The following is a 26,819-nucleotide window of genomic DNA, read 5'->3' on the forward strand; positions in this document are numbered from 1 at the left end:
TTGGTCAGACCAAGCTAATTTTTCTCATTCGAGGCTCTGGACAACCGGAAGGTGGCTGCCTAGCTTGAAAACCAAGTAATGGTCTGACCAAGCCCGCAAACATGGTGAGGGTTTATGTATCAGCCGGATCTCTCCCCCGTAGCCGACAGCCTCGCGCTCTCGTCGCTCGTCGCCGCCCTGCCGCTGCTCACGCTCTTCGTCCTGCTCGGTGGCCTGAAGATGAAGGCCCACTGGGCCGGGCTCGCCTCACTGGCCGTCGCGGTGGCCGTCGCCGTGACCGCTTACGGCATGCCCGGCAGACTCGCCCTGCTCTCGGCGAGCGAAGGAGCCGCCTTCGGGCTTTTCCCGATCATGTGGATCGTTGTCACCGCCATCTGGGTCTACCAGCTCACCGTCGTCAGCGGCCGCTTCGAGGACTTGCGCCGGGCGTTCGGGCTGATCAGTGCCGATCCGCGGATCCAGGCCATCATCATCGCCTTCTGCTTCGGCGGACTGCTCGAGGCGCTGGCCGGGTTCGGCGCGCCCGTGGCCATCACCGGCGTGATGCTGATGGGCCTCGGCTTCGCCCCGGTGCGGGCCGCCGTCACCGTGCTGGTCGCCAACACGGCACCCGTCGCGTTCGGCGCCATCGCCACGCCCATCATCACGGCCGGCAACCTGACGAAGATCCCGTACACGGAGATCGGCGCGTACGTCGGCCACCAGACACCGCTGATCGCCCTCTTCGTACCGCTCCTCCTCGTCGGCCTGGTCCACGGCCGCCGCGGAGTGCGCCAGACCTGGCCGGTCGCCCTGGTGTGCGGCGCGGTGTTCGGACTGGCCCAGTTCGTCAGCGCCACCTACCTCTCGGTGGAGCTCACCGACATCGTCGCCTCGCTGGCCGGCCTCGCCGCCATCGTTCTCTTCCTGCGTGTGTGGCGCCCTCAGGGAAGCGAAGAGGCCAGGGCCGATCTGCACAAGGCGGCCCGGGCGGAGCAGGCCGGGGGTGCGGCGGGGCAGCCGTCGGACCCCGGGCACGCGGACCGGCCCTCAGCGCCGTCCGGAACGCACACCGGGCAGGACGGGGCACGCACTCCGCACGACCGTGCCGCCGCCACCGACACCCTCCCGGTGGCCGGCTCAGCCCAGCGGATCAAAGGCTCCAGGATCCTCATGGCGTTCCTGCCCTACCTGATCATCATCGCGGTCTTCTCCCTCGCCAAGCTGTGGACCCCCCTCAAGGAGTTCCTGACCGCCTCCGACGCGAAGCTCGGCTGGCCCGGACTCGACGGCGAGGTCCTCACCGCCGCCGGCCAGGTGTCGGCCACCACGGTCTACACCTTCCCCTGGCTGTCCTCGCCCGGCACGCTCCTGCTGCTGTCGGGCGCCGTGATCGCCGCCGTCTACCGGGTGACCCCGGCAGCCGCCGCCCGGGAGTTCACCGCCACGCTGGCCAAACTGCGCTGGGCCCTGCTGACCGTAGCCGCCGTACTCGCACTCGCCTATGTGATGAACCTGTCCGGGCAGACCATCACCATCGGCACCTGGATCGCCGGAGCCGGTACGGCCTTCGCCTTCCTCTCTCCCATCCTCGGCTGGCTGGGCACCGCGGTCACGGGTTCGGACACATCCGCCAACGCCCTGTTCGCCACGCTCCAGCAGACCGCCGCGAACAAGGCCGGTCTCGATCCGACGCTGCTGGTGGCGGCCAACACCTCCGGCGGCGTCGTCGGCAAGATGATCAGCCCGCAGAACCTGACCATCGCCGCCACCGCAGTGGGCCTCATCGGCCGCGAGTCCCAGCTGTTCCGGGCGGCCATCAAGTGGAGCCTGCTGCTCCTGCTCGCCCTGTGCGTCCTGGTCTACCTCCAGTCCAACGTCCTGGCGTGGATGCTGCCATGAGCCCCGCACCCCTGCACAAACCGCAGAAACCGTCGCCCTCCACCGGAGCAACCATGCGGATCGCTCTGTTCGTCACCTGCCTCAACGACACCCTCTTCCCGGCCACCGGCCAGGCGGTGGTGACGCTGCTGGAGCGGCTGGGCTGCCGCGTGGACTTCCCCCCGGACCAGACCTGCTGCGGCCAGATGCACTTCAACACCGGCTACCAGCGTGACTGCGTGCCGCTCGTACGACGCTTCGCCCAGGCATTCGCCGGGTACGACGCCGTCGTCACACCGTCCGGTTCGTGCGCCGCCATGGTGCGCGAGTACCACGGGCGGGTCGCCGAGGTGTCCGGCGACCCCCGGCTGCCCGTCGCGGTCCAGGACGCACCGCCCGTGTACGAGCTCTCCGAGTTCGTCGTCGACGTCCTCGGTGTCACCGATGTCGGGGCGTACTTCCCCCACCGGGTCACCTACCACCCGACGTGCCACTCCCAGCGCATGCTCGGCGTCGCCGACCGGCCGCTCGCCCTGCTGCGGGCCGTCCGCGGCCTCGACCTCGTGGAGCTCGGCGCGGCCAACCAGTGCTGTGGTTTCGGTGGCACGTTCGCCCTGAAGAACGCCGACACCTCCGCGGCCATGTGCGCGGACAAGGTACGGCACGTCCTGAACACCGGAGCCGACGTGCTGTGCGCCGGCGACAACTCCTGCCTCATGCACATCGGCGGCGCGCTGTCCCGGCTGCGCACCGGCGTGCGCGTCATGCACCTCGCCGAGATTCTCGCCTCCACGGAGACGGGACCGGATCACGGCGCGGCGGCGGCAGACCCACCCGCCTTCTCGCGCGGCAACGAAAGGACGAGGAAACCGTGAACGAAGCGACGTTCCTGGGCATGCCGGCCTTCCCCACGGCGGCGCGCAGCGCCCTGGGAGACTCCCAGCTGCGCGGCAATCTGGCCCGCGCCACCGGCACCATCCGCTCCCGCCGCGCGGCAGCCGTCGGCGAGGTGGACGACTGGGAGCAACTGCGGGAAGCGGGCCGCGCGGTCAAGGAACGCACCCTGCGCCATCTGGACCACTATCTGCTGCAGTTGGAGGAGAAGGTCACCGCGGCGGGCGGCCAGGTGCACTGGGCGCGCGACGCCGAGGAGGCGTGCCGCATCGTCGTCGGCCTCGTGCAGGACACCGGCGAACGGGAGGTCGTCAAGGTCAAGTCGATGGCCACCCAGGAGATCGGGCTCAACGACGCGCTGGCCGACGCGGGCATCGACGCGTACGAGACCGATCTGGCCGAGTTGATCGTGCAACTCGGCCGGGACCAGCCCTCCCACATCCTGGTGCCGGCCATCCACCGCAACCGGGCGGAGATCCGGGAGATCTTTCTGCGGTCGATGGGCGCGTACGGCACTCCGGCACCCGCCGACCTGGACGACGATCCACGACGGCTGGCCGACGCCGCCAGGCGCCATCTGCGGGAGAAGTTCCTGCGGGCCAAGGTCGCCGTCTCGGGTGTCAACTTCCTGGTCGCCGAGACCGGCACCGCGGTCGTGGTGGAGTCCGAGGGCAACGGGCGGATGTGCCTGACGCTGCCCGAGACGCTCATCTCCGTGGCCGGGATCGAGAAGGTCATACCCACGTGGCAGGACCTGGAGGTGTTCCTGCAGCTGTTGCCCCGCTCCTCCACCGGGGAGCGGATGAACCCCTACACGTCCACCTGGACCGGCACGACCGCCGACGACGGACCCCGCGCCTTCCACCTGGTGCTTGTCGACGCCGGTCGCACCGACGCGCTCGCCGATCCGGTCGGCCGGCAGGTGCTCAGCTGCATCCGCTGCTCCGCCTGCCTGAACGTGTGCCCCGTGTACGAGCGGGTGGGCGGACACGCCTACGGATCCGTCTACCCCGGCCCGATCGGCGCCGTCCTCAGCCCCCAGCTGCGGGGCACGGCCTCGGAAGTGGACCGAGCCCTGCCGTACGCGTCCTCACTGTGCGGGGCGTGCTACGAGGTCTGCCCCGTCAAGATCAACATCCCTGAGGTGCTGGTGCACCTGCGGGCCCGGGTCGTCGAGGAGCGGCGTGAGCGGCTCGTGCCCGAGCCGGAGCGCCTGGCGATGGCCGCCGCACGCTGGGTGCTCTCCCGTCCGTCGCGGCTGACGGCCGCGCAGCGCGCGGGCGCCGTGGCCGCACGGCTGGTGACCCGGCACGGGCGGCTGGGCCGGCTTCCCGCCCCGCTGTCCCGGTGGACCGACACGCGCGACGCCCCCCTCCCGGCCGCTGAGACCTTCAGCGCCTGGTGGAAGCGGACGCGCCGATGACCGTACCTCGGAGGGAGGAAGCGATGAACGCGCGATCCGAAGTACTGGACCGGATCCGACGCGCCCTGGTGGACGTGCCCGCGAGCGAGCGTCCACAGGACGCCCCGGTGTCCCGGCAGTACTCCCGCGGCGGCACGCCACCGCCCGGATCAGCGGCGGCCGTGGAACTGCTCGCCGCACGACTGGCCGAGTACGGCGCGTCGGTGCACCTGGTGTCCGGGCAGGAGGTCGCAGCCTCGGTCGGGCGGTCCGTGGCCGGTCTCGGTGCCGGTTCCGTCGTGGTCCCCCGCGGCTTCCCGGCGCAGTGGCGATCGGCGCTGGACCCCGACCGTGTGCTGACCGACGTGCCCCGCCTGCCGGCCGCCGAACTGGACCGGGCCGGTGCGGTCGTGACGACGGTGGCCGCCGCCATCGCCTCGACCGGAACCCTCGTCCTGGACGGCGGCCCCGGCCAGGGCCGACGCGCCCTGACGCTGGTGCCCGACGTCCATGTGTGTGTCGTACGGGCCGGGCAGGTCGTGGCGTCCGTGCCGGAGGCGCTTGCCGCGCTGGATCCGGCACGTCCCCTCACCTTCGTCTCCGGGCCGTCGGCCACCAGTGACATCGAACTCGACCGCGTGGAGGGCGTCCACGGTCCACGCACGCTGGACGTGCTCGTCGTCGTCTGAGAGTCCCACAGTCATCCCGTCCCTGCCGGAAGGGAGTTGAGCCATGACGCCCGCCCCTCACCCAGTACCGTGCCGGCATGGAGGGCCGACGGCGACCCACTCGGTTCCCCGGCCCCAGAACCCCACCGCGTCGGCGTGCTGCACCCTGCCCGCCGAGAGGCGTGCCGTGGCGAGAGCCAGGGCGTTCGCCCGGGACCGGCTGGCGGCATGGCACCTCGTGGGCGAGACGGCCGAGGCGGCGAGCCTCGTCGTGTCGGAACTCGTCACCAACACCGTCCGGCACAGCGGAGCCCAGGACGTCACCCTGCAACTCGCCCGCTGCGTGTCACACCTGTGGATCGAAGTGGTCGACACCGGTGTGTGGCGGCACCCCAAGGGCTCCGAACAGGACGGCCTGGCCGAGGGCGGCCGTGGCTTTCGGCTGATCGAGGCACTGTCCCAGTTCTCGGGAGTGCACCCCACCCCGCACGGAACCCACGCCTGGGCGCTGCTCGACGCCTCCGCCACCGGCGCGCCCCGACCGGCCGTCAGCCGGGCGCCCCGGTACGGAGAAGGTCTGGGGGGCGCTTCCCGGGGTGCTGCTGAGCCTCGAGCGTGACCCGCACCTGTGCCCCGTCCTCGATGGACTTGATCACTATCGGGGATCTGGCGGCCAGGACCAGGCCGAGTCAAGGCCCTGCGGCTCTACGGGGACCGGGGGCTGCTGACGCCGGCCCGGATCGATCCGCGGACCGGGTTCCGTCGCTACGGCCTCGCCCAGGTCGAGCGAGCCCGTCGCATCGCGCTGCTGCGCGCGGCCCGCCGGGAGGCGGTGGCCTATGCTGCGGTGCGGTGCTGTCGGCGCCGGCGGCCGCGGGAGGTTCTGTCCGGAACGACCCCGGCCAGGTACGAGACCGCCGAGCGCGACGTGCCCGAGCAGAAGGTGCTGTTCACGCAGCGCCATCTGACCGCCGCCGGTCTGCCCGGCTTCCTCGAGGAGGCGAGCGACCTGCTGATCTCCTCCCTGCGGAAGGCGGGCGCATGCCTTCCCGGCCGGTCTTGGCCGTCTATCACGGCTGGTGAGCGAGGACTCCGACGGCCCGGTCGAGAACCTGGACGCGACGATGCGCGACCAAGCCCGCGTCTGGCTCAAGGACCTCCGACGCGAGGTCGGCATCACCATCGTGTACGTCACCCACGACTCGAGCAGTGTTCGTACACCGGAGCGCGATTCGAGTACGAACTCAGCGTCGGCGACCTGCGCGTCCACGCCGAGAGCCCCGTCCGCCACACGGACGGCGAGATCAGCCTGATCGTCCGCCCGGACGACTTGCACGCGGCAGGTCCACCCGCCTCATGCAACGAGTCGCGGCGTTCCGACGAGCGCGACGGCTCGGGCAGCGGCACGAGAAGGGCAGCGAGAACTCGTCGGAGCGTGGTTCACGGACCGGTGACCACGATCTCGCGCTTGAGGATCTTTCCGGTGGGGCCCTTCGGGAGTTCTGCCGTGAAGGAGACGATCCGGGGGTACTTGTACGCCGCCACCCGGTCCTTGACGTGGTCGCGGAGCTCCTCGGGCGTGGCCCGTGCGCCGGGCCGGAGGGTGATCACCGCTGCGATCTCCTCGCCGTGGACCGGGTGCGGCACGCCGACGACGGCCGCTTCGGCGACGGCAGGGTGTTCGTACAGCACCTCCTCGACCTCACGAGGGTAGACGTTGTAGCCGCCCCGGATGATCAGGTCCTTCTTGCGGTCGACGATGAAGTAGAAGCCGTCCTCGTCGGCACGGGCCAGGTCGCCGCTGTGGAACCAGCCGTCGCGGATCGCCTCCGCCGTGGCCTCCGGGCGGTTCCAGTAGCCGCTCATCACGTTCTCTCCGCGGATCGCGATCTCGCCGACCTCACCGTGGGGCACCGCGCCCCCGTCCTCGGCGACGAGCTTCATCTCGACTCCGCGGATGGGCTGTCCGATCGAGCCGGCCTTGCGCGGGCGGTCCGGGTGGTTGAACGCGGCGACCGGTGAGGTCTCGGAGAGTCCGTATCCCTCCAGCACGGTGGCGCCGAAGCGCCGCTCGAAGCCGTGCAGCACCTCGACCGGAAGCGAGGCGCCACCGGAGACGGCCAGGCGCAGCCGGTGGGCGTCGAAGCCCCCGGGCAGCTCGGTGTGGAGCAGCGCCGCGTACATCGTCGGCACGCCGAGGAACACCGTGACCCCGTCGCGGGCCATGATCTCCAGGGCGCGGGCCGGCTCGAATTTCGGCAGCAGAGTCAGTGTGGCGCCGGCGGCGACTGCCGTGTTGAGGGCGCAGGTCTGGCCGAAGGCGTGGAAGAGGGGCAGGCCGCCGAAGAGTACGTCGTCGGGTCCGACCTGGAGCAGCGTCTCGGCCGTGGTGGCGGTGTTGGCGGCCAGGTTGCGGTGCGAGAGTGTGGCCCCCTTCGGCGTCCCGGTCGTGCCCGAGGTGTAGAGGATCAGGGCCGGGTCGTCGTCGGTGCGTTCGACGATGCCGGACATCGGTTCGCAGGCCCGCAGCAGGTCGTCGAAGGCGAGGGGCTCGGTCACCAGGCATGCGGTTCCGGTCTCGGCGGCGGCCCTCGCCACCTCGTCCGCGAACGGGGGGAACACCAGCGCGGTCCGTGCCCCGCAGTCACGCAGGGTGAACGCCACTTCGCGGGCCTTGAGGAGCGGATTCATCGGCACCACCACGCCTCCGGCCCGCAGGATGCCGTAGTAGACGACCGGGAACAGCGGGACGTTGGGCATGGTGAGTGCGGCACGGTCACCGGGCTGGACCCCGCGGTCGCGCAGGAGGGCGGCGACTCTGGCGCTCGCGTCGTCCAGTTCGGCGTAGGTGAGGGTGCTGTCGTCGTGGCGCACGGCGATGCGGTCGCCGTGGGCCGCGGCGGAGTCCACCAGGAAGGTGGCGAGGTTGGTCATGGCTGTCTCCTTGTGTTCGTCGCGGCCTGCGACGCGGCGTTCCGGGGGCGGATCACATCGCGAGGGGTGATCCCTTCGCGAGCGCGGTCGGTGGTGGGGTGGTGGTGCGACACGGCCAGCCAGAGCCGCAGTTGATGGCTCTTGAGTGTGGGCTGTTCATGGTCTTCGAACTCCGTGCGTGCGTGCATGACCGCGTGGGTGCTGAGCAGCAGCAGATCGCCGGCCCGGAGGTCGATGTCGAGCCGGAACTCCGGTGAGCCCGCCACGTCGTCGACGAGGTCGAACAACTCGGCGTCCTCCGGTTCCAGGCGGGGCACGTGGGGGAAGCGCTGGGCGGATTCCAGGTAGCGGCGGTTGTAGAGCATGCTCAGGGCGCCGCCGTCCCGCCGGACGGCGAGCGGGGCGGCCGCGTACGGCGGCTCCCCGGGAAGCTGTTCCTCCCTGCGGTCGAAGAAGTACGTGCGGTACAGCCGCTCGGCCAGATCGGGGCGGCGGTCCAGCACCGCGTTGTGGACCGCCGCCGAGCTGACCAGGGAAGTACGTCCTCCGCTGCGGGGCGCCCGCAGGGACAGCAGCGCGAGCAGATCCGCCCTGTCGGTGTGGAACGGCAGCGCGGCGCGGGTCTGATAGCCGCGGGTCGCCGGATCGGCCAGGCTGCGGCCGGTGTCCCTGACGTGGCCCAGCATGTGCCCGTCCGCGTTCTGCGGGACGGGACGCCCGAGGTACTGACCGAGGCCCCAGAGGACCGCACTCGCGGCCGGCACGCCCAGCTGCTGGACCGGGACGCCCTGGACCAGCACGAACCCCCGGCCGTACGCCAGGTCCTCGGCGATACGTTCCAGTTCATGGACGAGCGTGGGGAGGGGGAAGTCCGCGCGTGTCACCTTCAGCAGGGTCCGGTCGCGTCTTCGCGCCTCCTTCACGGCGGAGTCGATCTCGGCCAGCTGGTGCGCCGAGAGCCGTAGGGTCCACTCGTCGCGGTGGTTCGCCATCTCTTCGCCACGCCACACCGAGGGGCCCGAACAGGGCTCGGGCAGCCCCTCACCCGCGTCCGTCGTACCGGTCATGTGCGCCTCCGTCCCCATCAGGCGTTCACCTGCCAGGGACAGTCGCCACAAGCGGGCCGGGCCGGTGAACGGCGCCATGCTAGGGTGCCCGTCCCCGCCATGCTTGCCCTGGCGTGACATGAGACTTTTCATTTCGGGACACAGACGAAAGGTCCTGGGCCCGCCCATGAAACCTCTGGTGCGCACCGCGGCCCTCAGTGGCTATGTCGACCTGTGCCGCTCGCTCGGCGTCGACCCACAGGCACTGATGAAGCGCGTGGGCCTGGACACCGCCGCGCTCGCGGTCCAGGACCGGTGGATCTCCGGCGCGGCCGCGGTCCAGGTGCTCGAACTGTCGGCAGCCGCCTCGGGGCACGAGGACTTCGGTGTACGGATGGCGCAGTTCCGGCGCTTCTCCAACCTTGGCCCCGTCAGTCTGGTGGTCCGCGAAGAACCCGACGTGCGCAGCGCAGTCGGACTGCTGATCCGGCATCAGCGCATGTACAACGAGATCCTGCACGCCCGGTTGTCCGAGAACGACGGGCTGGCGACCTTGACGGTCGACCTGCGGCTCGGCGAAACGATGGAGACCCGTCAGGCCACGGAGCTGGCCGTCGCCGCCTTCCACCGGATTCTGCGCGGCTTCCTGCGCACCGAGTGGCAGCCGCTCTCCGTCTGGTTCAGGCATCCCGCGCCGGCGGACGCCGCGACGCACCGGCGCGTGTTCGGCCCCAGCGTGGAGTTCGGCCGCGAGTTCGACGGCATCGTCTTCTACGCCGATGACCTCGATGCGCCCAACGCGATGGCGGACCCGCTGCTGAGGGAATACGCCCGCCAGTACTTCGAGGCGATCGCGGTCCCCACGGACACCACCGTCGCGGACCGGGTCCGGGAGCTGATCGAGGTCCTGCTGCCGAGCGGGCGCTGCTCGGTCGATCAGGTCGCGCGCAGCATGGGCGTCGACCGGCGCACCGTCCACCGCCATCTGGCCTCCTCGGGCGAGACGTTCTCCTCCCTCCTCAACGCCACCCGTACGCACCTCGCGGAGCAGTTCGTCGCGAACCCGCGGCGCTCACTGACGGAGATCTCCGAGCTGCTCGGTTTCTCGTCGCCGAGCTCGTTCTCCCGCTGGTTCCGTGAACAGTTCGAGTGCAGCCCGACGGCGTGGCGCCGCGGCCGCAGTAGGCAGCAATCCCCTGGCGAGGACTGATTCCGCGGGCGGAACGAGCTGGTCCCCGGTCGGGCAGGCCCACTCGGCTCGACCCGGGAGGTCCGAGGCATGTCCCCAAACGGCAAGCTATCCGTCCCCGGATGTCAAGCGGTCACCGGTACGCGCCCCTACCTTGGCAGCACTGCAGAGAAGCGGTCGACCGCCGGAGGAGAGTCGCGGTACTCCCCCTGCGTACGTCCTCCGGACCGGTCGAGCGCACCGGGGGCCGCTCTGTGCCCGCTGTCCCCGGTGACCCTCATCGTTCCTCGCCGGACATCTCACCCCTCGCGTCGCACGCGGCGCTGCGCCCGGCGGGTGATCACCGATCGCACGAAGGAGACGGACCGTGCACTTCCACGACGACTCACTTTTCCCGGAGAACCAGGAAAAGCTGGTGATCCAGGCCGCTCCCTACGGGCCGGAGTGGCTGCCCGGGGACGCGGACGACCTTCCCCTGACGATGGACGAGCACGTCCAGGCGGCCGTCGACTGCTACAACGCCGGCGCCACCGTGCTCCACATCCACGTACGTGAGCTGGACGGCAAGGGCTCCAAGCGGATGTCCATGTTCAACGAACTGCTGGGCCGGCTGCGCCAGGCCGTACCGGACATGGTCCTGCAGATCGGCGGCTCGATCTCGTTCGCCCCGGAAGACGAGGGCAGCGAGGCGAAGTGGCTGAGCTACGACACCCGCCACCTGCTGGCCGACCTCACCCCCGCACCGGACCAGGTGACGATCGCGATCAACACCAGCCAGATGAACATCGTCGAGATCATGACCGACGACGACCTGGAGGGCACCTCGATCGCGAAGCCCGAGTACTACAAGGCCTACCGCGACATGGTCGTCGAGGCGGGTCCCGAGTTCTACCTGGCGCACCTCGAGCGGCTGCACGCGAACGGAATCCAGCCACACTTCCAGCTCGCCACGCTGGCCCAGCTCGAAACCGTGGAGCGGCTCATCCGCGCCGGCATTTACACGGGCCCCCTCATCCTCAACTACGTGGCCATCGGCGGTGGTTTCGCCGGCCGCCACCCCGCCGACCTGATCGAGTTCGTCCGCCGCACACCGGACGGCGCCGTCCTCACCATCGAGAGCTCCATGCGTGCCGTCGCGCCGATGAACGCGATCGGCATCGCGCTCGGCGTCCACGTGCGCGTGGGCAACGAGGACAACCTCTGGCGGCGCAAGGGCGAGCGCATGACCACCGTCGAGCAGGTCGAGCAGATGGTGCAGATCTCCGAGGCGCTCGGCCGCGACATCGCGACCGGCGCCGAGGCCAAGAAGATCTACAAGCTCGGTGAGTACTACGCCGACGCCGACGAGACGCTCACCCGCCTCGGCATGGTGCCCAATCGCCGTCCCGGTCAGCGCGGTTTCATGCTGCGCGACGTCTGACCGCGGCCCGGAACAGTCCTCTCATCTCCCCCTCATCTCCCACGATCAACGGAGCACGTTCATGGCGTACGCCATTCGCTTCAAGGAGACCGGCGGTCCCGACGTCCTGCGCTGGGAGGAGGTCGTCGTCGGCGACCCCGGCCCGGGCGAGGTACGGATCCGGCACGAGGCCGTCGGACTCAACTTCGCCGACACCTACTTCCGCAGCGGCCTGTATCCCACCGAGCTGCCCGCCGGACTGGGCGTCGAGGCCGCGGGGGTGATCGAGGCGGTGGGTGAGGGAGTCACCCAAGTCGCCGAGGGCGACCGGGTCACGTACACCGGAAGCCCGCTCGGCGCCTACAGCACGCAGCGGGTCATGCCCGCCGGCTCGCTGATCCGGCTGCCGGACGCCATCGGCTTCGAGACCGCCGCCGCGATGACCATGCGCGGGCTCACCTCCGCGTACCTGCTGCGCAGGATCCACCCGCTGCAGGCCGGCGACACCATCCTGCTGACCGCGGCGGCGGGCGGCGTCGGCCTGATCGTCTGCCAGTGGGCCAAGCTGCTCGGGCTGACCGTCATCGGCACCGTCTCCACCGAGGAGAAGGCCGAACTCGCCCGCGCCCACGGCTGCGACCACGTCATCCACTACCGGCGCGAGAACGTGGCCGAGCGGGTGCGCGAACTGACCGACGGCGCCGGGGTCCCAGTCGCCTTCGACAGCGTCGGCCGGACCACGTACGCCGCCTCGCTGGCCTCGCTGCGGCGCCGCGGTCTGCTCGTCTGCTTCGGTACCGCCTCCGGGCCCGTTCCGCCCATCGACGCCATGCAACTGGCCGTCAGCGGCTCCCTGTTCGTCACCCGTCCGGCGCTCGCCGACTACATCGCCGACCCGGCGGAGCGGGCGGCGCTGGCGGGCGAGCTGTTCGACCACGTCGCGTCCGGCCGCATCGCCGTCGAGATCAACCAGCGCTACGCGCTCCAGGACGCCGTACAGGCACACCGCGAGCTGGAGGCGGGACGGACCACGGGATCGTCCGTCTTCGTCCTCTGATCCTCCCGCGGGATCACGCCCAGCCCCCTCTCCAGGAGGAAGCACGATGGAAAAGACTGTCGCTGAACCGCAGGGCGCTCCCGCGTCGGTGCGCGCCCACTCCCTCGGCTCGATCAAGGTCGAGCCGCTGACCTGCACCATCGGCGCCGAGCTGTCCGGTGTGAACCTCGGCGACGCCTCCCGCGACGAAGAGCTGTTCACCGAGATCAAGGACCTGCTCCTGCGGTACAAGGTGCTGTTCCTGCGGGACCAGGACATCACGCGCGCCGAACACGTGGCGTTCGCCGAGCGCTTCGGACCGCTGGAGGACCATCCGGTGGCCGGCAGCGACCCCGACCATCCCGGCCTGGTGCGGATCTACAAGGACCTGGACAGCCCGGCGGAACACTACGAGAACGCGCTCCACACCGACGGCACCTGGCGTGAGAACCCTTCCATGGGCGCCGTACTGCGCTGCGTCGAATCGCCACCGGTGGGCGGCGACACGATCTGGGTCAACATGGCCGAGGCCCACCGCCGGCTGCCGGAGCACATCAAGAACCAGATACAGGGCCTGCAGGCCCGGCACAGCATCGAGGCCACCTTCGGCGCCGTCATGCCGCAGGAGAAGCGTCACGCGCTCAAGGCGCAGTTCCCCGATGCGGAGCACCCGGTGGTGCGCACCCATCCCGAGACCGGCGAACAGATCCTCTTCGTCAACGCCTTCACCACGCACTTCGTCAACTACCACACGCCGGGGAACGTGCGCTTCGGGCAGGACTACGCCCCAGGTGCGGGCCTCCTGCTGAACTACCTGATCAGCCAGGCCGCGGTCCCCGAGTACCAGGTGCGCTGGCGCTGGACGCCGAACAGCATCGCCATCTGGGACAACCGCTCCACCCAGCACTACGCCGTCCAGGACTACTGGCCCGCCGTCCGCAAGATGGAGCGCGCCGGGATCGTCGGCGACAGACCGTTCTGATCCCTCACTCCCTTCCCGTTGTGGCCGTTCCCCCTCCCTTCCCGTTCCGGCACTTCCCTCCTTTCCGTCAAGAGCAGTTGAGGTGATGACAATGGGGTTTCTCACCACTGCGGAATCCACCCCGGGCAGAACCGGTTCCGATCCCGGTTCCGGCTCCTCGGCGTGGCCCGTGTCCCGGCGCTACGCCTGGATCGTCTTTGCACTGAGTTTCGGACTGCTGCTCTCGGACTACATGTCCCGACAGGTCCTCAACGCCGTCTTCCCCCTGCTGAAGGCCGACTGGCTGCTCTCGGACGCCCAACTGGGCTCTCTCAGCGGCATCGTGGCGCTGATGGTCGGTCTGCTCACCTTCCCTCTCTCCTTGCTGGCCGACCGATGGGGCAGGGTGAGATCCCTGGTTCTCGCGGCGACGATGTGGAGCCTGGCGACACTCGGCTGCGCGGTGGCGGCGAGCTACGGCCAGATGTTCGTCGGCCGGCTCTTCGTCGGAATCGGTGAGGCCGCGTACGGCAGTGTCGGTATCGCCGTGGTCCTCAGCGTCTTCCCGCGCACCCTGCGGGCCACGCTCTCGGGAGCCTTCATCGCCGGCGGAGCCTTCGGCTCAGTCCTGGGCATATCGATCGGCGGCGCCGTGGCCCAGGCGTACGGCTGGCGCTGGGCGTTCGGCGTGATGGGCGGCTTCGGTCTGGTGCTCGCGGCCGTCTACGCGGTCGTCGTCACGGAGAAGCGGCTGGCCCGGCAGAACGATCCGGCCAAGGACGAGACCGGCACCGACGGGCGGGAGCGTCTGCGCGTGCTCCTCCCGCGGCTGTTCTGCTCCGTCTCGGTGGTCGGCGCCTACATCGGCAGCGGTCTGCAACTGTTCATCGCGGGGGCTCTGATCGCCTGGCTGCCCAGCTACTTCAACCGCTACTACGACATGCCCACCGCGCAGGCCGGCGCGACCGCGGGGCTCTTCGCCCTGGTGATCGGAATCGGCATGATCGCCGGAGGAATCGCCTCGGACCGGATCAGCCGGAGCGCCCCGATCCGCAAGTGGGCCGTCGCCATCGGCTGCAGCGTTGGCTCGCTGATCCTGCTGATGACCGCCTTCCGTCTGCCGGCCGGGCAGGGGCAGTTGCTGGTGCTGGCGCTCGGAGCCCTGCTGTGTGCCGGTACGGCCGGGCCCGGGGCCGCCATGGTCGCGAATCTGACCCCCGCGGCCATCGCCGCGACGGCGTTCGCCACGCTCACCCTGGCCCAGAGCCTGCTCGGGCTGGCCCCCGGCCCGGCGGTCACCGGCGCGCTCGCGGACCGGCTCGGCCTGCTCGGCGCACTCCGGCTCGTCCCGCTCGTGGCGATCGCGGCCACCGTGGCCTTCCTGGTCGGCCGCCGCCATTACGACCGCGACCTGCGCCGTCTGACCGGACCCGCACGGGTGGCGGAGCCCGACGAAACGGAGGTGTCCTCATGAGCCGTCCCACCGGGACCAGCCCTACCACCGAGCCGGTCGTCGTGATCGTTCCCGGCCTGCGCGACCACGTCGAGAACCACTGGCAGACCCTGCTGGCGGCCCGGCTCTCCGAGGCCGGGCGCACGATCCGCACCGTTCCCCCGGTGACGCAGAACCAGCTCAGCCGCGGGGCCCGTGTCGCCGCACTGGCCAAGGTGGTCTCGGAGATCACCGGACCCGTCGTGCTGGTCGCCCACAGCGCCGGCGTGATCACCACCGTCCACTGGTCCCAAGAGACCGAGGCACAGGTGCAGGGGGCGCTGCTGGTGACCCCGCCGGACTTCGAGAGCCCGCTGCCGGAGGGCTATCCCACTGCCGAGGTTCTCGCCGAGAACGGCTGGACACCCGTCCCCCGCTCCCCTCTCCCCTACCCGAGCATCGTCGCGGCCAGCTCGAACGACCCCCTCGCCGCCCTCGACCGCGTCGCCGACCTGGCCCGCGACTGGTCCGGCCGCCTTGTGGAACTCGGCGAGGTCGGCCATCTCAACCCTGCTTCCGGCCACGGCCCGTGGCCAGAAGCAGAGGAACTGCTCCGCGAGCTCGAACAGAGCTGACCCCCGTGCGGCCCCCGCGAAAGGCGACAAGGCAATGATGAACACCTGCACCGACCTGCTGTGGTCTCCCGGTCGCCGCGAGTTGGAGGACTCCAACGTCGCGTGCTTCATGGAGTGGGTGAGTGAGGCGCGGGGGCTGCACTTCAGCGACTACGCCGACCTGTGGCGGTGGAGCTCCACCGATCTGCCCGGCTTCTGGTCGGCGGTCTGGGAGTTCTACGGTCTGGACGCGGTCACCGGGTACGACGAGGTGCTGGGCGATGCGTCGATGCCGGGCGCCGTGTGGTTCCCCGGCGCCCGGCTGAACTTCGCCGAGCGCTGCCTGGCCCAGGCCACGGACGCCCGCCCGGCGCTGGTCAGCCTGGCCGAGGGCGGCACGCCCGTGGAGACCTCGTGGCAGGAGCTGCGCCGCCAGGTCACGGACGTCGCCGCGGCCCTGCGCCGCATGGGCGTGGGACGCGGCGACTGCGTGGCCGGATACCTGCCCAACCTCCCGCAGACCGTGGTCGCCCTGCTGGCCACCGCAGCCGTCGGCGCCGTATGGACCGCTTGTTCCCCGGACTTCGGCACGACCAGCGTGCTCGCCCGGCTCCAGCAGGCACGGCCGGTCGTCCTCGTGGCCGCCGACGGATACCGCTACGGCGGCAGGACGTACGACAGGCGCCCGGCGGTCACCGAGCTCGTGGACGGACTGCCCACCTTGCGACACATCCTCACGGTCGACCATCTGTTCACGACCCCGACCGAACCCTGGTCGGCGCGCACCGACATCGAACAACAGGCATGGTCCGCCCTTCCGGCGGCCGAGGCACCCCTGGAATTCGCCGACGTGCCCTTCGACCACCCGCTGTGGATCCTGTGGTCGTCGGGAACCACTGGCATGCCGAAGGGGATCGTTCAGGGCCACGGCGGCATCGTCATCGAACTGCTGAAGGCACTCGGCCTGGGCGCCGACCTCCGCGCCGACGACCGTTACCTCTTCCTCACGTCCACGAGCTGGATGGTCTGGAACTTCCTCGTCGGCGGCCTGCTGCACGGCAGCACGATCGTCCTGTACGACGGCAGCCCCACCTTCCCGGACGTCAACGGGGCCTGGCGAGTCGCCGAACAGACCGGTGCCACTGTGGTCGGCGTGAGCGCGGCCTACCTCACCGCCGTGGAGAAGTCCGGCACGCACCCCGCAACCGAGTTCGATCTCAAGCGCATGCGCTCCATCCTGCAGACCGGATCGTCCTTGCCGCCCAGCACCTGGCGGTGGGTCTACGAACGGCTCGCCTCCGGCGTCTGGCTGCAGTCGATCTGCGGCGGAACGGACATCTGCTCGGTTCTCGCGGGGGGTTCAGCCCTGCTGCCCGTACGCGCGGGCCGGATCCAGGCCCCCGCGCTCGGAGTCGCGCTGGCGTCCTGGGACAGCGACGGGCACCCTCTGACAGGTGAACAGGGCGAGCTGGTGGTGACCGTCCCGCTGCCGTCCATGCCCCTCCACTTCGTCGGCGACGCCGACGACAGCCGTTACCGGGCCAGCTACTTCGACATGTATCCCGGGGTATGGCGGCACGGCGACTGGGTCACGATCGACGCGGACCTGTCGGTCGTCGTCGCCGGCCGCTCCGACTCCACCCTCAACCGCATGGGCGTACGGATGGGCTCCGCCGACATCTACGCCGTCGTCGAACAGCTCCCTGAAGTCGCGGACAGTCTCGTCCTCGGAGTGGAACAGCCGGACGGCGGCTACTTCATGCCGCTCTTCGTCGTGACCACCGACGGCATCGCACTCGACGACGGGCTGCGCGAGCGGATCGCCACTGTCATCAGACACCGCCTGTCCCCGCGCCATGTGCCGGACGTGATCGTGCCGATCCCCGCCGTTCCGCGCACGCTCACCGGTAAGAAACTCGAAGTGCCCGTCAAACGCATCCTGCAGGGTTCGCCCGTCACCGATGTCTGCAGCGAAGGCTCAGTGACGCACTACGAGATACTCGCTCGGTTCGCGGACTTCGCGGCCCGTTCGACACCGCACAGATGACGCACGGGCCTCAGCACCTCGCCGCCGATTCGGCCCCCTGCACGACCGAAACAGAGCACGCGCCAACTGTCACGCAAGAATCGCCTCGAAATCTGTCACATGCGTCCCGTGCCTGACGTTGTATCCTTCAAGCACAGCATCCTTCAGGATGTCGATACGAACGTCAGACGCAGCGCGCGGCGATACGACGCCGGGCGTGTTTTCATAGTTGAAGACGATGACGTCGAGGAATATCGGGTCCCTCAGCTTTCGGCCTTCAACAAGACCGAGGAGCGCGGATGTAATGGCCGGATACGGTGTGAACTGCGGATTATCGAGCCACTGCTTGAGCTCGTCGCGGGGCACACTGAAATCTAGGTTGATCGAATGAAGCGCGCTGATGCTGTCATCCGGCGACAAGGGCTGAGCAATTGTTCCTGTGGGACCTTCCGCCCAGCTGACATTTTGCGGGCCATGCCAGGCCATTGCGTCATCGCGCCAGAAAAAATCGAAACCCTTCTGGTCGCGGGTCCGTGCGATCATCTCGAGGGGGCCGTGGTCCGCGTCGCCGAAGTTGCTCTGAAGGAGTGAAACCTCATCGTACAGCGACCCACCTATCTTGCCGCCGTAATGCCATCCGTCCTTGAGTTTTCGCGGCTCTCCAACATCGCCATTGTCTCTCCAGAAGTGGAGGATTCCCCCGTCCTTCGCGGGGGCCACCAATTCCAGATTGCCGTAGTGGGCAGAGTCCCACGGGATGAAGTCGGAGGATTCGGTGAGGTCGTAGTCGCCCTGCAGAAGACAGGGTCTCCCACGGAATGGGCGTAGTATGTGCCCGAGTTCGGCTGGCTGGGTGATGGTAAGCCCTTCGTTCCACCCCCAATTACTGTCGGCAAAAAGATCTCCGCCACCTAGCTTGGTCCGAGCCCATGTATAAATGTGAAGAGCGCCTTGGTCCGAGACAGTCGTGATCATGACTTGGCCACGACATACCCCATTACAGGTGTCGCGCATTTCCTTCCAGCCGGCCTTGAGGAAAGGATTGAATAGCGTTGTAAGGGCGAGCCCTGCGCCCACGAAATTGCGGTCGGTGAGAATGGTGCCGCCGAACGGCTCGTTCGAGCTCGGGCCGCCGATGCGAGTCCATGGCGGGATAGTAGTATTTCCACTCGCCGGGTTCTGGCGCTTCAGCATCACAAAGCCGCCACCGGTCATTGGCGCCACGACGAAGAAATCATTTTCAAGGTGCGACTCAAGGTCGACGCCGAAAATACCTTCGGCGAACGCCGCGCCGGAATACGCGATGCCCGCAGCTCCGGACGCACCAGTCAGCACAGTACCGAAGTTCGACCAGACAAGTGCTCCACCGTTCTCGCGCGACCAATGCTCTACCGTGCCGTCCTCCCTAGTGGCCATCACTTCGAGGTTGTTCCGCGGGTCACTCATAAAGGCTATGTTGTCCGACTCGATCAGGGATGCTCCGACGTATCGGGTGCCCTTTGCGAAGAATGTCGGACCATGCCACACCAGAGCTGGAGCGTCGTTGTTCCGCCAATAATGGGCCAGGCCACCGTCTGGCCAGGGGATGACGACCTCAAAGTTTCCTGGCTCACCGGTCCGCACTTGGATGAAGAATCCACTATTTGGCGAAGCTGCTGGCCTGTCACGCCAATCCAAGGTCATTGGAAACCTCCTCGCCCGAACCGGTGGCCACTTTGGGCGTACGACGCCCAGCTGGATTCTCACGGATGACTCAGAGCCCAATAGATACCGGTTGATTAACCCTTCAGGCACTGACGGGGCACACAAATCGGGAGACCATTCCACCGCACCACCGTCCGACCTAGATCGCAAATCCGGCCCGGGCCGACCACCATCGCGTCCTGGATTGGGCAGATGCTGGGCGCGGGCCGGCGAGAAGCAGAGGGCGGTCCCATGCCGCCTCTGGGTCACCGCGCCAGACCCAGCACGACCCGGCAATCTCCCGGTCCAGGACCTCAAACCCCGTCACCGAGCCATGCGGTCCCCGCGGCCGGTCAACCGGCCAGGGGTGCTGCACCACACCGCCTGCCGCCGACCACGATCGACCGTGGGGCGATGCTCACGACAACGGAAGGCATCGCGTGGGGCCTCCCGCATGCCGGGTGGAGGCAGGTTCCGCGTGCCGGCGTCAGCGGGCACCGTAGGCTGGTCCGATGTTTGACCGTTTGGAGATCAGAGTGTTGCCGCCGGGATCCCGGTTCGCCGCACAGCTGCGGTTCTGGGTCAACGGCGAGGACCTGGTCGACAAGACGGTCGGCGAAGGCGGCCGCGGACCATACGCGGCCGATGTCCTGCCTGCCGGCCACCCCAGCCCTCTTCGGGCCACCGGCGAGGCGCGCCGTCTGGAGCTGGGCGAACCGGACTGCACCGGTGGCTGCTGCGGCTTCCTGACCGCGGTCGTGCAGCGGTCCGGCACAATCGTGCAGTGGTCCGACTGGGAGGTTCCCTCGGGGGTGGGGATGACGGAGCCCTACCCGCCGCCGGAGCTCCACTTCGACGCCCGTCAGTACGACGCCGAAGTGGCACGCGCTGAGGCGGACCGCTGGTGGCAGTCGAGCCCCTAGGGGCTGTCGTTTGGATCACGTCGGAGGGAAGGGGCGGTGCCTGATCAGCGCCGGTGAGCGGGGTCTGGTGCGTGCAGCTGCAAGGCGGAGGAGGGCGCCGATGCGGAGCATTGGCAACCGACGACAACGCGGCAGATGTGCGTGCCGGACCCCGCGTCTGCGGCGTGATCCAAACGACAGGCCCTAGCACAGCACAGCGCGACCTCGCCCGGCCGGGGACTCTTGGAGACCCTCTACCGAAAGGCCGTTCGGCCGAGGACTGCTGTCAGCGATAGGTGTGGAGCTGCCATGACAGGATCCGGCTGTGACGTGTGATGTGTGAAGACTTCGATCCCGGGGAGGAGTAGTTCGGGGCCGTTGCAGGACTACCCCTCCCCCACCGCGGTGGCCACTCCAGGGCGAGCCCGGCCTGTACGAGTTCGCCAACAGTGCTCGATGTCGATGTGCTCCCGGGGCCGCTGTTCGTCACCCACCGGCGTCCCGAGCCGGGGAAGGTCGTGTCGGCCCGGGGCTGTGCCCGGACACCGGCTCTGGCGCGCCTGTGCTGCGGCCAGGCCGTGCGCTGTTGGACACGGGCACCGCAGCCGCCGGCCCCGGGGACCGGCTGGGATCCGCACGGGCTGCGGCGCTGTGGCCCGACCCACCTCGGGGAGTGACGCGAGCCGGCTGATGCTCGTGGCCTGGGCCCGGCACCGCGGGCCTGAGCATGTCCGCCGCTGCTTCAAGTCCTCCCACCGGACGATGGCAGGCGTCACGAGCCTGGTGGCGCCCGGCGGTGAGACCCGAGGCCGCTGAGAAGGCTCTGGTGTCCTGTCTCTGGCCCACGGTGCGAAGGAGGCGTCGGTGCGCTGCCCGTCCCCGTTGCTTGGTGCTCGGCCGGTTGCCGCTGTCGGAGTCGGGCGAAGGCCACGACCTGGATCGCCTTCGCGGTGGGCAGCGGCAGGTTGTTCAGCTCGTCGTCGCTGATCGGGATGACCTGCTCCTTGGCAGCCCTTGCCGATCTCCTGGTAGGAGACCTCGCGGTCCTCGACCTCGCCGTACTTGCGGACACGGACAGGTCCCACGTCCTCCAGGGGTACTGGTGAAACCGAACGGAGTGGTCCTCGGTCGCGGAGACGACATTGATCGGCACGCTGACCCTCTCCGGATCAGAGAGCTTTCGGCTGCTCTGGGTCAGCTCGTGGAGGGGATGCCGAGCTCGGCGAGCAGGCCGCGCACACGCTGCTCGATCTCGTCCCGGATCGGACGTACGGCGTCGACGCCCTGGCCGGCGGGGTCGTCGAGCTGCCAGTCGAGGTACCGCTTGCCGGGGAAGACAGGGCAGGTGTCCCCGCAACCCATGGTGATGACCACGTCGGACGCCTGGACCGCCTCGGTGGTGAGGACTTTGGGCGTCTCGGCAGAGATGTCGATCCCGGCCTCCTTCATCGCCTCCACGACGGACGGGTTCACAGAGTCGGCGGGAGCCGATCCGGCCGAGCGCACCTCGACGCGATCGCCGGCGAGGTGGGTCAGGAAGGCGGCGGCCATCTGGGAGCGGCCGGCGTTGTGGACGCAGACGAACAGCACGGAGGGGCGCGCGGCGGCAGTGTTCAAGGCGGTGTCCTTGCGGGTGGGATCGGTGTTCAGGAGGAGGCGAGTCCGGGCTCGCCGTGGGGTACGACAACATCCGCGGTACGAGCCGGGCGTCCGTACACGAGCGTCACCGCCGCCAGCCCGAGTGCGGCGCCTAGCAGCTGAGCTGCGATGAACGGGGCGAGAGAGGTTGGGGCGATCCCGGCGAAGGTATCGGTGAAGGCGCGGCCGACGGTCACCGCGGGGTTCGCGAAGGAGGTGGAGGAGGTGAACCAGTAGGCGGCCCCGATGTAGCAGGCGACAGCGGTCGGGGCCAGGGCGGCACGCCCGATGCGCTCCAGGCCGAAGATGACGAGGACCAGTCCGGCGGTGGCGACGACCTCGCCCAGCCACAGGTGCCCTGCGGACCGGTCATGGGTGGAGAACTTCACCAGGGGCTCGGCGAACATGGCGTTGGCCAGGACGGCGCCGCCGACCGCCCCGCCCAGCTGCGCGAGCACGTACGCGAGACCCTCTCGCAGGTTCGGGCCGGTCCCACCACGGCGGCCGGCGAACCAAGCCGTCAGAGTGACCGCGGGGTTGAAGTGTGCGCCAGAGACCGGTCCGAGCAGCGTGATCAGCACGGCCAGGCCGAAGACAGTGGCGAGGGAGTTGGCGAGCAACTGCACTCCCACATCGCGCGACAGCTCGGCTGCCTGGATTCCCGAGCCCACCACGACCGCCACCAGTAGCCCCGTCCCCACGGCTTCGGCGGCCACGCGGCGGCCGAGCGGGCCGCTCACGCGCCCGCCCTGGCCGGCTGCGCCGTGCTGAGGAAGGCGGCGAGCTGGTCCAGGACGCCGGGCAGCACCCAGTAGTACACCCAGGTACCGCGGCGCTCACAGTCGATCAGACCGGCCTGACGCAGCAGCTTCAGGTGGTGGGAGATCGTCGGCTGGGAGAGGTCAAAGGCCGGAGTCAGCTCACACACGCACACCTCCCCGGACTCGCCACGCGAGGCGATCATCGACATCAGCCGCAGCCGCACCGGATCGCCCAGGGCTTTGAAGACCTTCGCCAGATCAGCGGCCTGGTCCTCGTCCAGCGGTGCGGCGGACAGGCCTGGGCAGCAGGCTGCGTCCTGGCCGATCACCTCAAGCTCTTGTTTCGACACGCCTCTATGTTGACGTTTTTCGATTCCGAGCGCAAGGTTGCATCAAGGAACGTCAATACAAGCTGTTCCGGGTCGCTGTGCGGCCCGTCACCTGGGAGTGAGTCATGAGCGAGCAGACCACGACTGACCTGCGCGAAACCGTCCGCCGGCGGTACGCGACGGCGGCCCTGAAGGTCACCGACGGCGGCACCGCCTGTTGCGGACCCGAGCCCGTCGAGGTCGACGAGAACTTCGGCTCCACCCTCTACGCCGCCGACGAGCGCGACGCCCTGCCCGCCGAAGCCGTCGCCGCCTCGCTCGGCTGCGGCAACCCGACCGCCGTCGCCGAACTCCGCGAAGGAGAACGTGTCCTTGACCTCGGCTCAGGCGGCGGCATCGACGTGCTCCTCTCCGCCCGCCGCGTCGGCCCCACCGGCAAGGCGTACGGGCTGGACATGACCGACGAAATGCTCGAACTCGCCCTGGCCAACGCCGAGAAGGCGGGCGCCGCGAACGTGGAGTTCCTCAAGGGCGCCATCGAGGAGATCCCGCTGCCCGCGAACACCATCGACGTCGTGATCTCCAACTGCGTGATCAACCTGTCCACCGACAAGCCGGCCGTGTTCGCCGAGACCTTCCGCGTACTGAAACCCGGTGGCCGGATCGGTATCTCCGACGTCGTCGCCGACGACGCCCTCACGCCCGGGCAGCGGGCCGAACGCGGAGATTACGTCGGCTGCATCGCCGGTGCGCTGTCCCTCACGGAGTACCGCACAGGTCTGGAGGCCGCCGGGTTCACCGAGGTCGAGATCACCCAGACGCATGCGGTCGCCGACGGCATGCACTCCGCGATCGTCCGCGCCATCAAGCCGCAGACGGTCACGTCCTCGTCGGCCTCCAGGCAGGCGGAGGGGGCATGCTGCGGGGTCAACGCCTGCTGCACCCCGGCCGAGAGCTCGCAGGACCCGGCCGTGACCGTGACCGAGGCCAAGACGGCCTCGGGATGCGGCTGCCAGAGCTGACAGGGCTTCTCGCCCGGAACACGGGAAGCAGCGGGTGCCCCGAGAAGGAGGAGGCAGAACCGCCGGCACCGCTGGGCTTCACGACGTCATGCTGGCGGCGGATGTCCCGTTCCAGGGTCCCCTCGTCGAGCTCGACGACGCAGGGGGCGGCGAACGGCGGCGTCTGGACGGCCTCCTGACGATCACGCCCCGCACAACGGCTCCTTGTGACGGGCGAGAACGGCACGGGCAAGACGACGCCCCTACGCGTCCTGGCGGGCCGCCTGGAACCGGACTCGGCCACCCTGCCCGGATCGGCTACCTCGCGATGGAACCGCCCGCGCGATCCACACGGCTCCCGCTGCTCGCCGCATGCGCCGCCGGAAGGACCGGGTTTGCCGGTCAGCGCCTGCGGCCGGCGCGCAGCGACTCGAGGGATGCCGTGGCGCGTCGGCGTAGCGGGCGACGCGCCCTCTCTGCCGCCGAGGCCAGCGGTCGGTGGAGCCGAACACCGGCCCTGTGCCCGGTCGGGCGCCCTCGGCGGAGAAGCCCTCGTCGATGCCGCGGGGCAGGGTCGGTCCCCGTGGCACCGGGCCACAGACCGGTACCGCCTGCCGTGACCTGTCGTGACCCGACCGTTGCGGAACTGGCATACCGAACAGTCGGTAACCCCTTACGCCAAGCCGCTACCGGCCAGTAACGTACGCGCTCCGACCGCGACACACTCCCGCGCCCGACGGGCACGCGGGGACCGCAAGCCCGTCGGGCGCAAGGAGCCGCACATGTCGTACGAGCAGTACTTCCCCGATCCGCCGCCGGCCCCCGGTCCGCTGCGGCACGAACGCCCGGGGACGACTCCCGCCCCGACCGGCGACCTGCACCGGGTCCGCGCGGCCTACCGCAGGCTGCGCCGGGTGGCCACCCTCACGGCCCTCGGCTACTTCACCCTCTTCCTCATTCTCTCGGCGTACGCGCCTGGGCTGATGACCAGCGGCAGTGGCGACGGCGGCCTCACCATCGGACTGACGCTCGGCCTGTGCCAGCTGCCGGTCGTGCTGGTGGCGATCGCCGCCTACGAGCGGATCGCGCGCCTGCGCGTCGACCCGCTCGCGTCGGCGATCCGGCAGCGCGCCGAAGAGGCAGCGGAGGCGCGCCGCGCGGCAGAGGAGGCCCGGATCCAGCAGGCTGCCGATCCGGGCCGACAGGGCTACCCCGGCCGGCCGGGCATGGCCGGATGGCAGCAGCGTCCCACCGGCCCCGCCGGGGGTGCCTGGAAATGAACGGATTCAGCTCCGACTCCCAGACGATGTCGCTGGTCGCGTTCATCGCCGTCACCACCGTCACGCTGCTGCTGTGTGTGATGACCGCACCCGACCACGACGACCTGGGCGAGTTCTACACCGGCTATCGCTCGCTGTCCCCCATGCAGAGCGGGCTCGCCATCTCCGGCGACTACATCTCCGCCGCGACCGTGCTCGGCACCATCGGTGTCGTCTCGCTCGTCGGGTACGACGGCCTGGTCCTCGCCCTGAGCACCGTGCTCTCGCTCGTTCTGATGATGTTCCTTCTGGCCGAGCCGCTGCGCAACGCAGGCCGGTTCACCATGGGTGATGTCCTCGCACGCCGTGCATCCGACCCCGTGGTCCGCATCACCGCCTGCATGGTCACCCTCACCGCGCTGCTGCCGCTGGTGATCTTCCAGCTCTCGGGCGCCGGCGATCTGCTGGCGGTCGTCCTCGGCTTCGACTCGGACGGTTTCAAGACCGGTTTCATCGTCTGCCTCGGTGTACTGATGATCGTGTACGCCGCGATCGGTGGCATGAAGGGCACCGCCTTCATCCAGATCGTCAAGACCGTCGTCCTACTGGCCGCGGCCGTCACCATCTGCGTGCTCATCCTGGACCGCTTCGACTACAGCCTGTCCGCGCTCCTGGACGCGGCCAAGAAGGGCAGCGGGGCGGGAGACGCCTACCTCTCCTCCGGGCTCCAGTTCGGCGGCGACGGACTGGACATGATCAGTGCCGAGCTGACCGTCGTGCTCGGGGCGGCGGTCCTGCCCCACATCACGATGCGCATGTTCAGCTCCCGCAGCGCCTCCGGCGCGCGGCGCTCGATGTCCTGGGCGGTCTCCACGGTCGTCGTCATGTGCCTGCTGTTCTCGGTGATCGGCTTCGGCGCCGCGGCGCTCGTCGGCCACACACAGCTCGTCGCGGCCGACCCGCAGGGAGAGACGGCGTTCTTGATGGTCAGCCAGGCCGTCATGGGCCCCGACCCGTCCATGGGGGAGACACTCCTGTTCACGACGGTGACCACGGCGATCTTCCTCACTCTGCTCGCCTCGGTCGCGGGTATCACCCTCGCCTGCGCGAACACGCTGGCGCACGACCTGATCGCCCAGGGCCTGCGCAGGACCACCCTGCCCGGTTCCACGGAGATGGCCATCGCGCGGGCCGCCGCACTGGGCGTCGGCCTCACCGCGATCGTGATCGCCGCCTACGCCCGGGACTGGAACGGCCAGCTGATGGTCACCCTCTCCTTCTGCGTCGGCGCGTCCGCCGTGGGTCCGGCCCTCGTCTACAGCCTCTTCTGGCGGCGTTACACCCGTACCGGCCTGCTCAGTACGCTCATCGCGGGCACCGTGAGCGTGCTCGTACTGATGACCGGCACCACCTTGTTCTCCGGCTCACCGCAGGCGGTCTTCCCGGACAGCGACTTCACCTGGTTCCCGTTCACCACGACAGGCCTCGTGTCGGTCCCGGTGGGCTTCCTCGCGGGTTGGCTGGGCACGATCCTGTCCCAGCGCGACGCCTCGGCGCAGCTGCGCCGTTACGAGGCGTTGGAGCCGACGATCCTGGCGGGGGCTCCGGCGCCCGACGGGCACTGACGGCTCCGCCCGGCACACCGGGGGGCGGGGGCGGGGAGAGCTTCCAGGCGCGATGGCTTTTCTGCGCAAGGTGCGGGCCGCCCAGGGCAGCCCTGGCGCGGTTGCAATCGATATGCCCGCCTGGACCAAGCACGCCAAGGTCCTGGCAGGTCTTCCTGGC

The 26,819-nt window shown here is 69.4% G+C and carries 22 protein-coding genes and 1 pseudogene; 17 read left to right on the top strand and 6 right to left on the bottom strand.

Translation table 11 applies throughout. The features are described 5' to 3' along the window. Positions 1–114 precede the first annotated feature (114 nt). From AB0412_RS24565 to AB0412_RS24585, 5 genes are read left to right on the top strand one after another with little or no spacing between them, the layout of a single operon-like run. Positions 115–1,881 carry an L-lactate permease gene (locus AB0412_RS24565; protein WP_366404727.1) on the top strand — a complete coding sequence of 589 codons (1,767 nt, stop codon included), beginning with the start codon at positions 115–117 and terminating at the stop codon, positions 1,879–1,881. Between the two features lie 53 nt (positions 1,882–1,934). Further along, a complete protein-coding gene (locus tag AB0412_RS24570) occupies positions 1,935–2,735 on the top strand; it encodes a (Fe-S)-binding protein (RefSeq protein WP_366404728.1) in 801 nt (266 codons plus the stop codon). Between the two features lie 20 nt (positions 2,736–2,755). Continuing rightward, the gene (locus tag AB0412_RS24575; RefSeq protein WP_366404791.1) at positions 2,756–4,177 is read left to right on the top strand and encodes a LutB/LldF family L-lactate oxidation iron-sulfur protein; all 1,422 of its coding nucleotides are present in this window, start codon (positions 2,756–2,758) and stop codon (positions 4,175–4,177) included. A gap of 23 nt (positions 4,178–4,200) precedes the next feature. Next, on the top strand, positions 4,201–4,845 hold the full coding sequence (locus AB0412_RS24580; protein ID WP_366404729.1) for an LUD domain-containing protein: 645 nt from the start codon (positions 4,201–4,203) through the stop codon (positions 4,843–4,845). A 43-nt stretch (positions 4,846–4,888) separates the two neighbouring features. After that, positions 4,889–5,443: an ATP-binding protein gene (locus AB0412_RS24585; RefSeq protein ID WP_366404730.1), complete on the top strand. Its 555-nt coding sequence runs from the start codon at positions 4,889–4,891 to the stop codon at positions 5,441–5,443. Positions 5,444–6,264: 821 nt separating this feature from the next. On the opposite strand, the gene AB0412_RS24590 is transcribed toward AB0412_RS24585, so the two are convergent. Both AB0412_RS24590 and AB0412_RS24595 read right to left on the bottom strand, forming a co-directional pair. After that, positions 6,265–7,758: a long-chain fatty acid--CoA ligase gene (locus AB0412_RS24590; RefSeq protein WP_366404731.1), complete on the bottom strand. Its 1,494-nt coding sequence runs from the start codon at positions 7,756–7,758 to the stop codon at positions 6,265–6,267. Then, the gene (locus tag AB0412_RS24595) at positions 7,755–8,825 is read right to left on the bottom strand and encodes a TauD/TfdA family dioxygenase (protein WP_366404732.1); all 1,071 of its coding nucleotides are present in this window, start codon (positions 8,823–8,825) and stop codon (positions 7,755–7,757) included. The genes AB0412_RS24590 and AB0412_RS24595 overlap by 4 nt, the downstream gene beginning before the upstream one ends. Positions 8,826–8,991: 166 nt before the next feature. Here AB0412_RS24595 and AB0412_RS24600 point away from each other — a divergent pair, with 166 nt between their 5' ends. The 7 genes from AB0412_RS24600 (at position 8,992) to AB0412_RS24630 (ending at position 17,482) form a co-directional block, all read left to right on the top strand. Then, a complete protein-coding gene (locus AB0412_RS24600; protein ID WP_366404733.1) occupies positions 8,992–10,014 on the top strand; it encodes an AraC family transcriptional regulator in 1,023 nt (340 codons plus the stop codon). A 346-nt stretch (positions 10,015–10,360) separates the two neighbouring features. After that, positions 10,361–11,413, top strand: a complete 1,053-nt coding sequence (locus AB0412_RS24605; protein ID WP_366404734.1) for a 3-keto-5-aminohexanoate cleavage protein — start codon at positions 10,361–10,363, stop codon at positions 11,411–11,413. A 61-nt stretch (positions 11,414–11,474) separates the two neighbouring features. Then, on the top strand, positions 11,475–12,449 hold the full coding sequence (locus AB0412_RS24610) for a quinone oxidoreductase (protein WP_366404735.1): 975 nt from the start codon (positions 11,475–11,477) through the stop codon (positions 12,447–12,449). A 46-nt stretch (positions 12,450–12,495) separates the two neighbouring features. Then, a complete protein-coding gene (locus AB0412_RS24615; protein WP_366404736.1) occupies positions 12,496–13,410 on the top strand; it encodes a TauD/TfdA family dioxygenase in 915 nt (304 codons plus the stop codon). 91 nt (positions 13,411–13,501) lie between these two features. Beyond that, complete coding sequence (locus AB0412_RS24620) at positions 13,502–14,863, top strand: MFS transporter (protein ID WP_366404737.1); 1,362 nt, start codon at positions 13,502–13,504, stop codon at positions 14,861–14,863. Next, entirely contained in the window at positions 14,860–15,456 is a 597-nt protein-coding gene (locus AB0412_RS24625) for an alpha/beta hydrolase (RefSeq protein WP_366404738.1), read from the top strand. The genes AB0412_RS24620 and AB0412_RS24625 overlap by 4 nt, the downstream gene beginning before the upstream one ends. Positions 15,457–15,490: 34 nt before the next feature. Continuing rightward, complete coding sequence (locus tag AB0412_RS24630) at positions 15,491–17,482, top strand: acetoacetate--CoA ligase (RefSeq protein ID WP_366404739.1); 1,992 nt, start codon at positions 15,491–15,493, stop codon at positions 17,480–17,482. Between the two features lie 69 nt (positions 17,483–17,551). Here the strand turns inward: AB0412_RS24630 and AB0412_RS24635 are convergent, their stop codons facing one another. Continuing rightward, on the bottom strand, positions 17,552–19,144 hold the full coding sequence (locus tag AB0412_RS24635) for a hypothetical protein (protein WP_366404740.1): 1,593 nt from the start codon (positions 19,142–19,144) through the stop codon (positions 17,552–17,554). Positions 19,145–19,656: 512 nt separating this feature from the next. Between AB0412_RS24635 and AB0412_RS24640 the strand changes: the two genes are divergently transcribed. Continuing rightward, entirely contained in the window at positions 19,657–20,067 is a 411-nt protein-coding gene (locus AB0412_RS24640) for a hypothetical protein (RefSeq protein ID WP_366404741.1), read from the top strand. Positions 20,068–21,240: 1,173 nt separating this feature from the next. Here the strand turns inward: AB0412_RS24640 and AB0412_RS24645 are convergent. The 3 genes from AB0412_RS24645 to AB0412_RS24655 are packed head-to-tail and all read right to left on the bottom strand — an operon-like array spanning position 21,241 to position 22,795. Next, a complete protein-coding gene (locus tag AB0412_RS24645; RefSeq protein ID WP_366404742.1) occupies positions 21,241–21,663 on the bottom strand; it encodes an arsenate reductase ArsC in 423 nt (140 codons plus the stop codon). A gap of 29 nt (positions 21,664–21,692) precedes the next feature. Then, complete coding sequence (locus tag AB0412_RS24650; RefSeq protein ID WP_366404743.1) at positions 21,693–22,424, bottom strand: MIP/aquaporin family protein; 732 nt, start codon at positions 22,422–22,424, stop codon at positions 21,693–21,695. Further along, positions 22,421–22,795, bottom strand: a complete 375-nt coding sequence (locus AB0412_RS24655) for a metalloregulator ArsR/SmtB family transcription factor (protein ID WP_366404744.1) — start codon at positions 22,793–22,795, stop codon at positions 22,421–22,423. The genes AB0412_RS24650 and AB0412_RS24655 overlap by 4 nt, the downstream gene beginning before the upstream one ends. A gap of 104 nt (positions 22,796–22,899) precedes the next feature. Here AB0412_RS24655 and arsM point away from each other — a divergent pair, with 104 nt between their 5' ends. The 4 genes and pseudogenes from arsM to AB0412_RS24675 all read left to right on the top strand — a co-directional run bounded on the left by arsM (position 22,900) and on the right by AB0412_RS24675 (position 26,659). After that, positions 22,900–23,796, top strand: coding sequence for an arsenite methyltransferase (gene arsM, locus AB0412_RS24660; RefSeq protein WP_366404745.1), 897 nt, complete (start codon positions 22,900–22,902; stop codon positions 23,794–23,796). 197 nt (positions 23,797–23,993) lie between these two features. Further along, a pseudogene (locus AB0412_RS24665) lies at positions 23,994–24,172 on the top strand (ABC transporter ATP-binding protein); the annotation flags it as partial. A gap of 385 nt (positions 24,173–24,557) precedes the next feature. Then, a complete protein-coding gene (locus AB0412_RS24670) occupies positions 24,558–25,055 on the top strand; it encodes a DUF485 domain-containing protein (RefSeq protein WP_366404746.1) in 498 nt (165 codons plus the stop codon). Next, a complete protein-coding gene (locus AB0412_RS24675) occupies positions 25,052–26,659 on the top strand; it encodes a cation acetate symporter (protein WP_366404747.1) in 1,608 nt (535 codons plus the stop codon). Before AB0412_RS24670 ends, AB0412_RS24675 begins: the two co-directional genes overlap by 4 nt. Positions 26,660–26,819: the final 160 nt, after the last annotated feature.

Source organism: Streptomyces sp. NPDC052012 (genome assembly GCF_040689265.1).
Classification (GTDB): domain Bacteria; phylum Actinomycetota; class Actinomycetes; order Streptomycetales; family Streptomycetaceae; genus Streptomyces.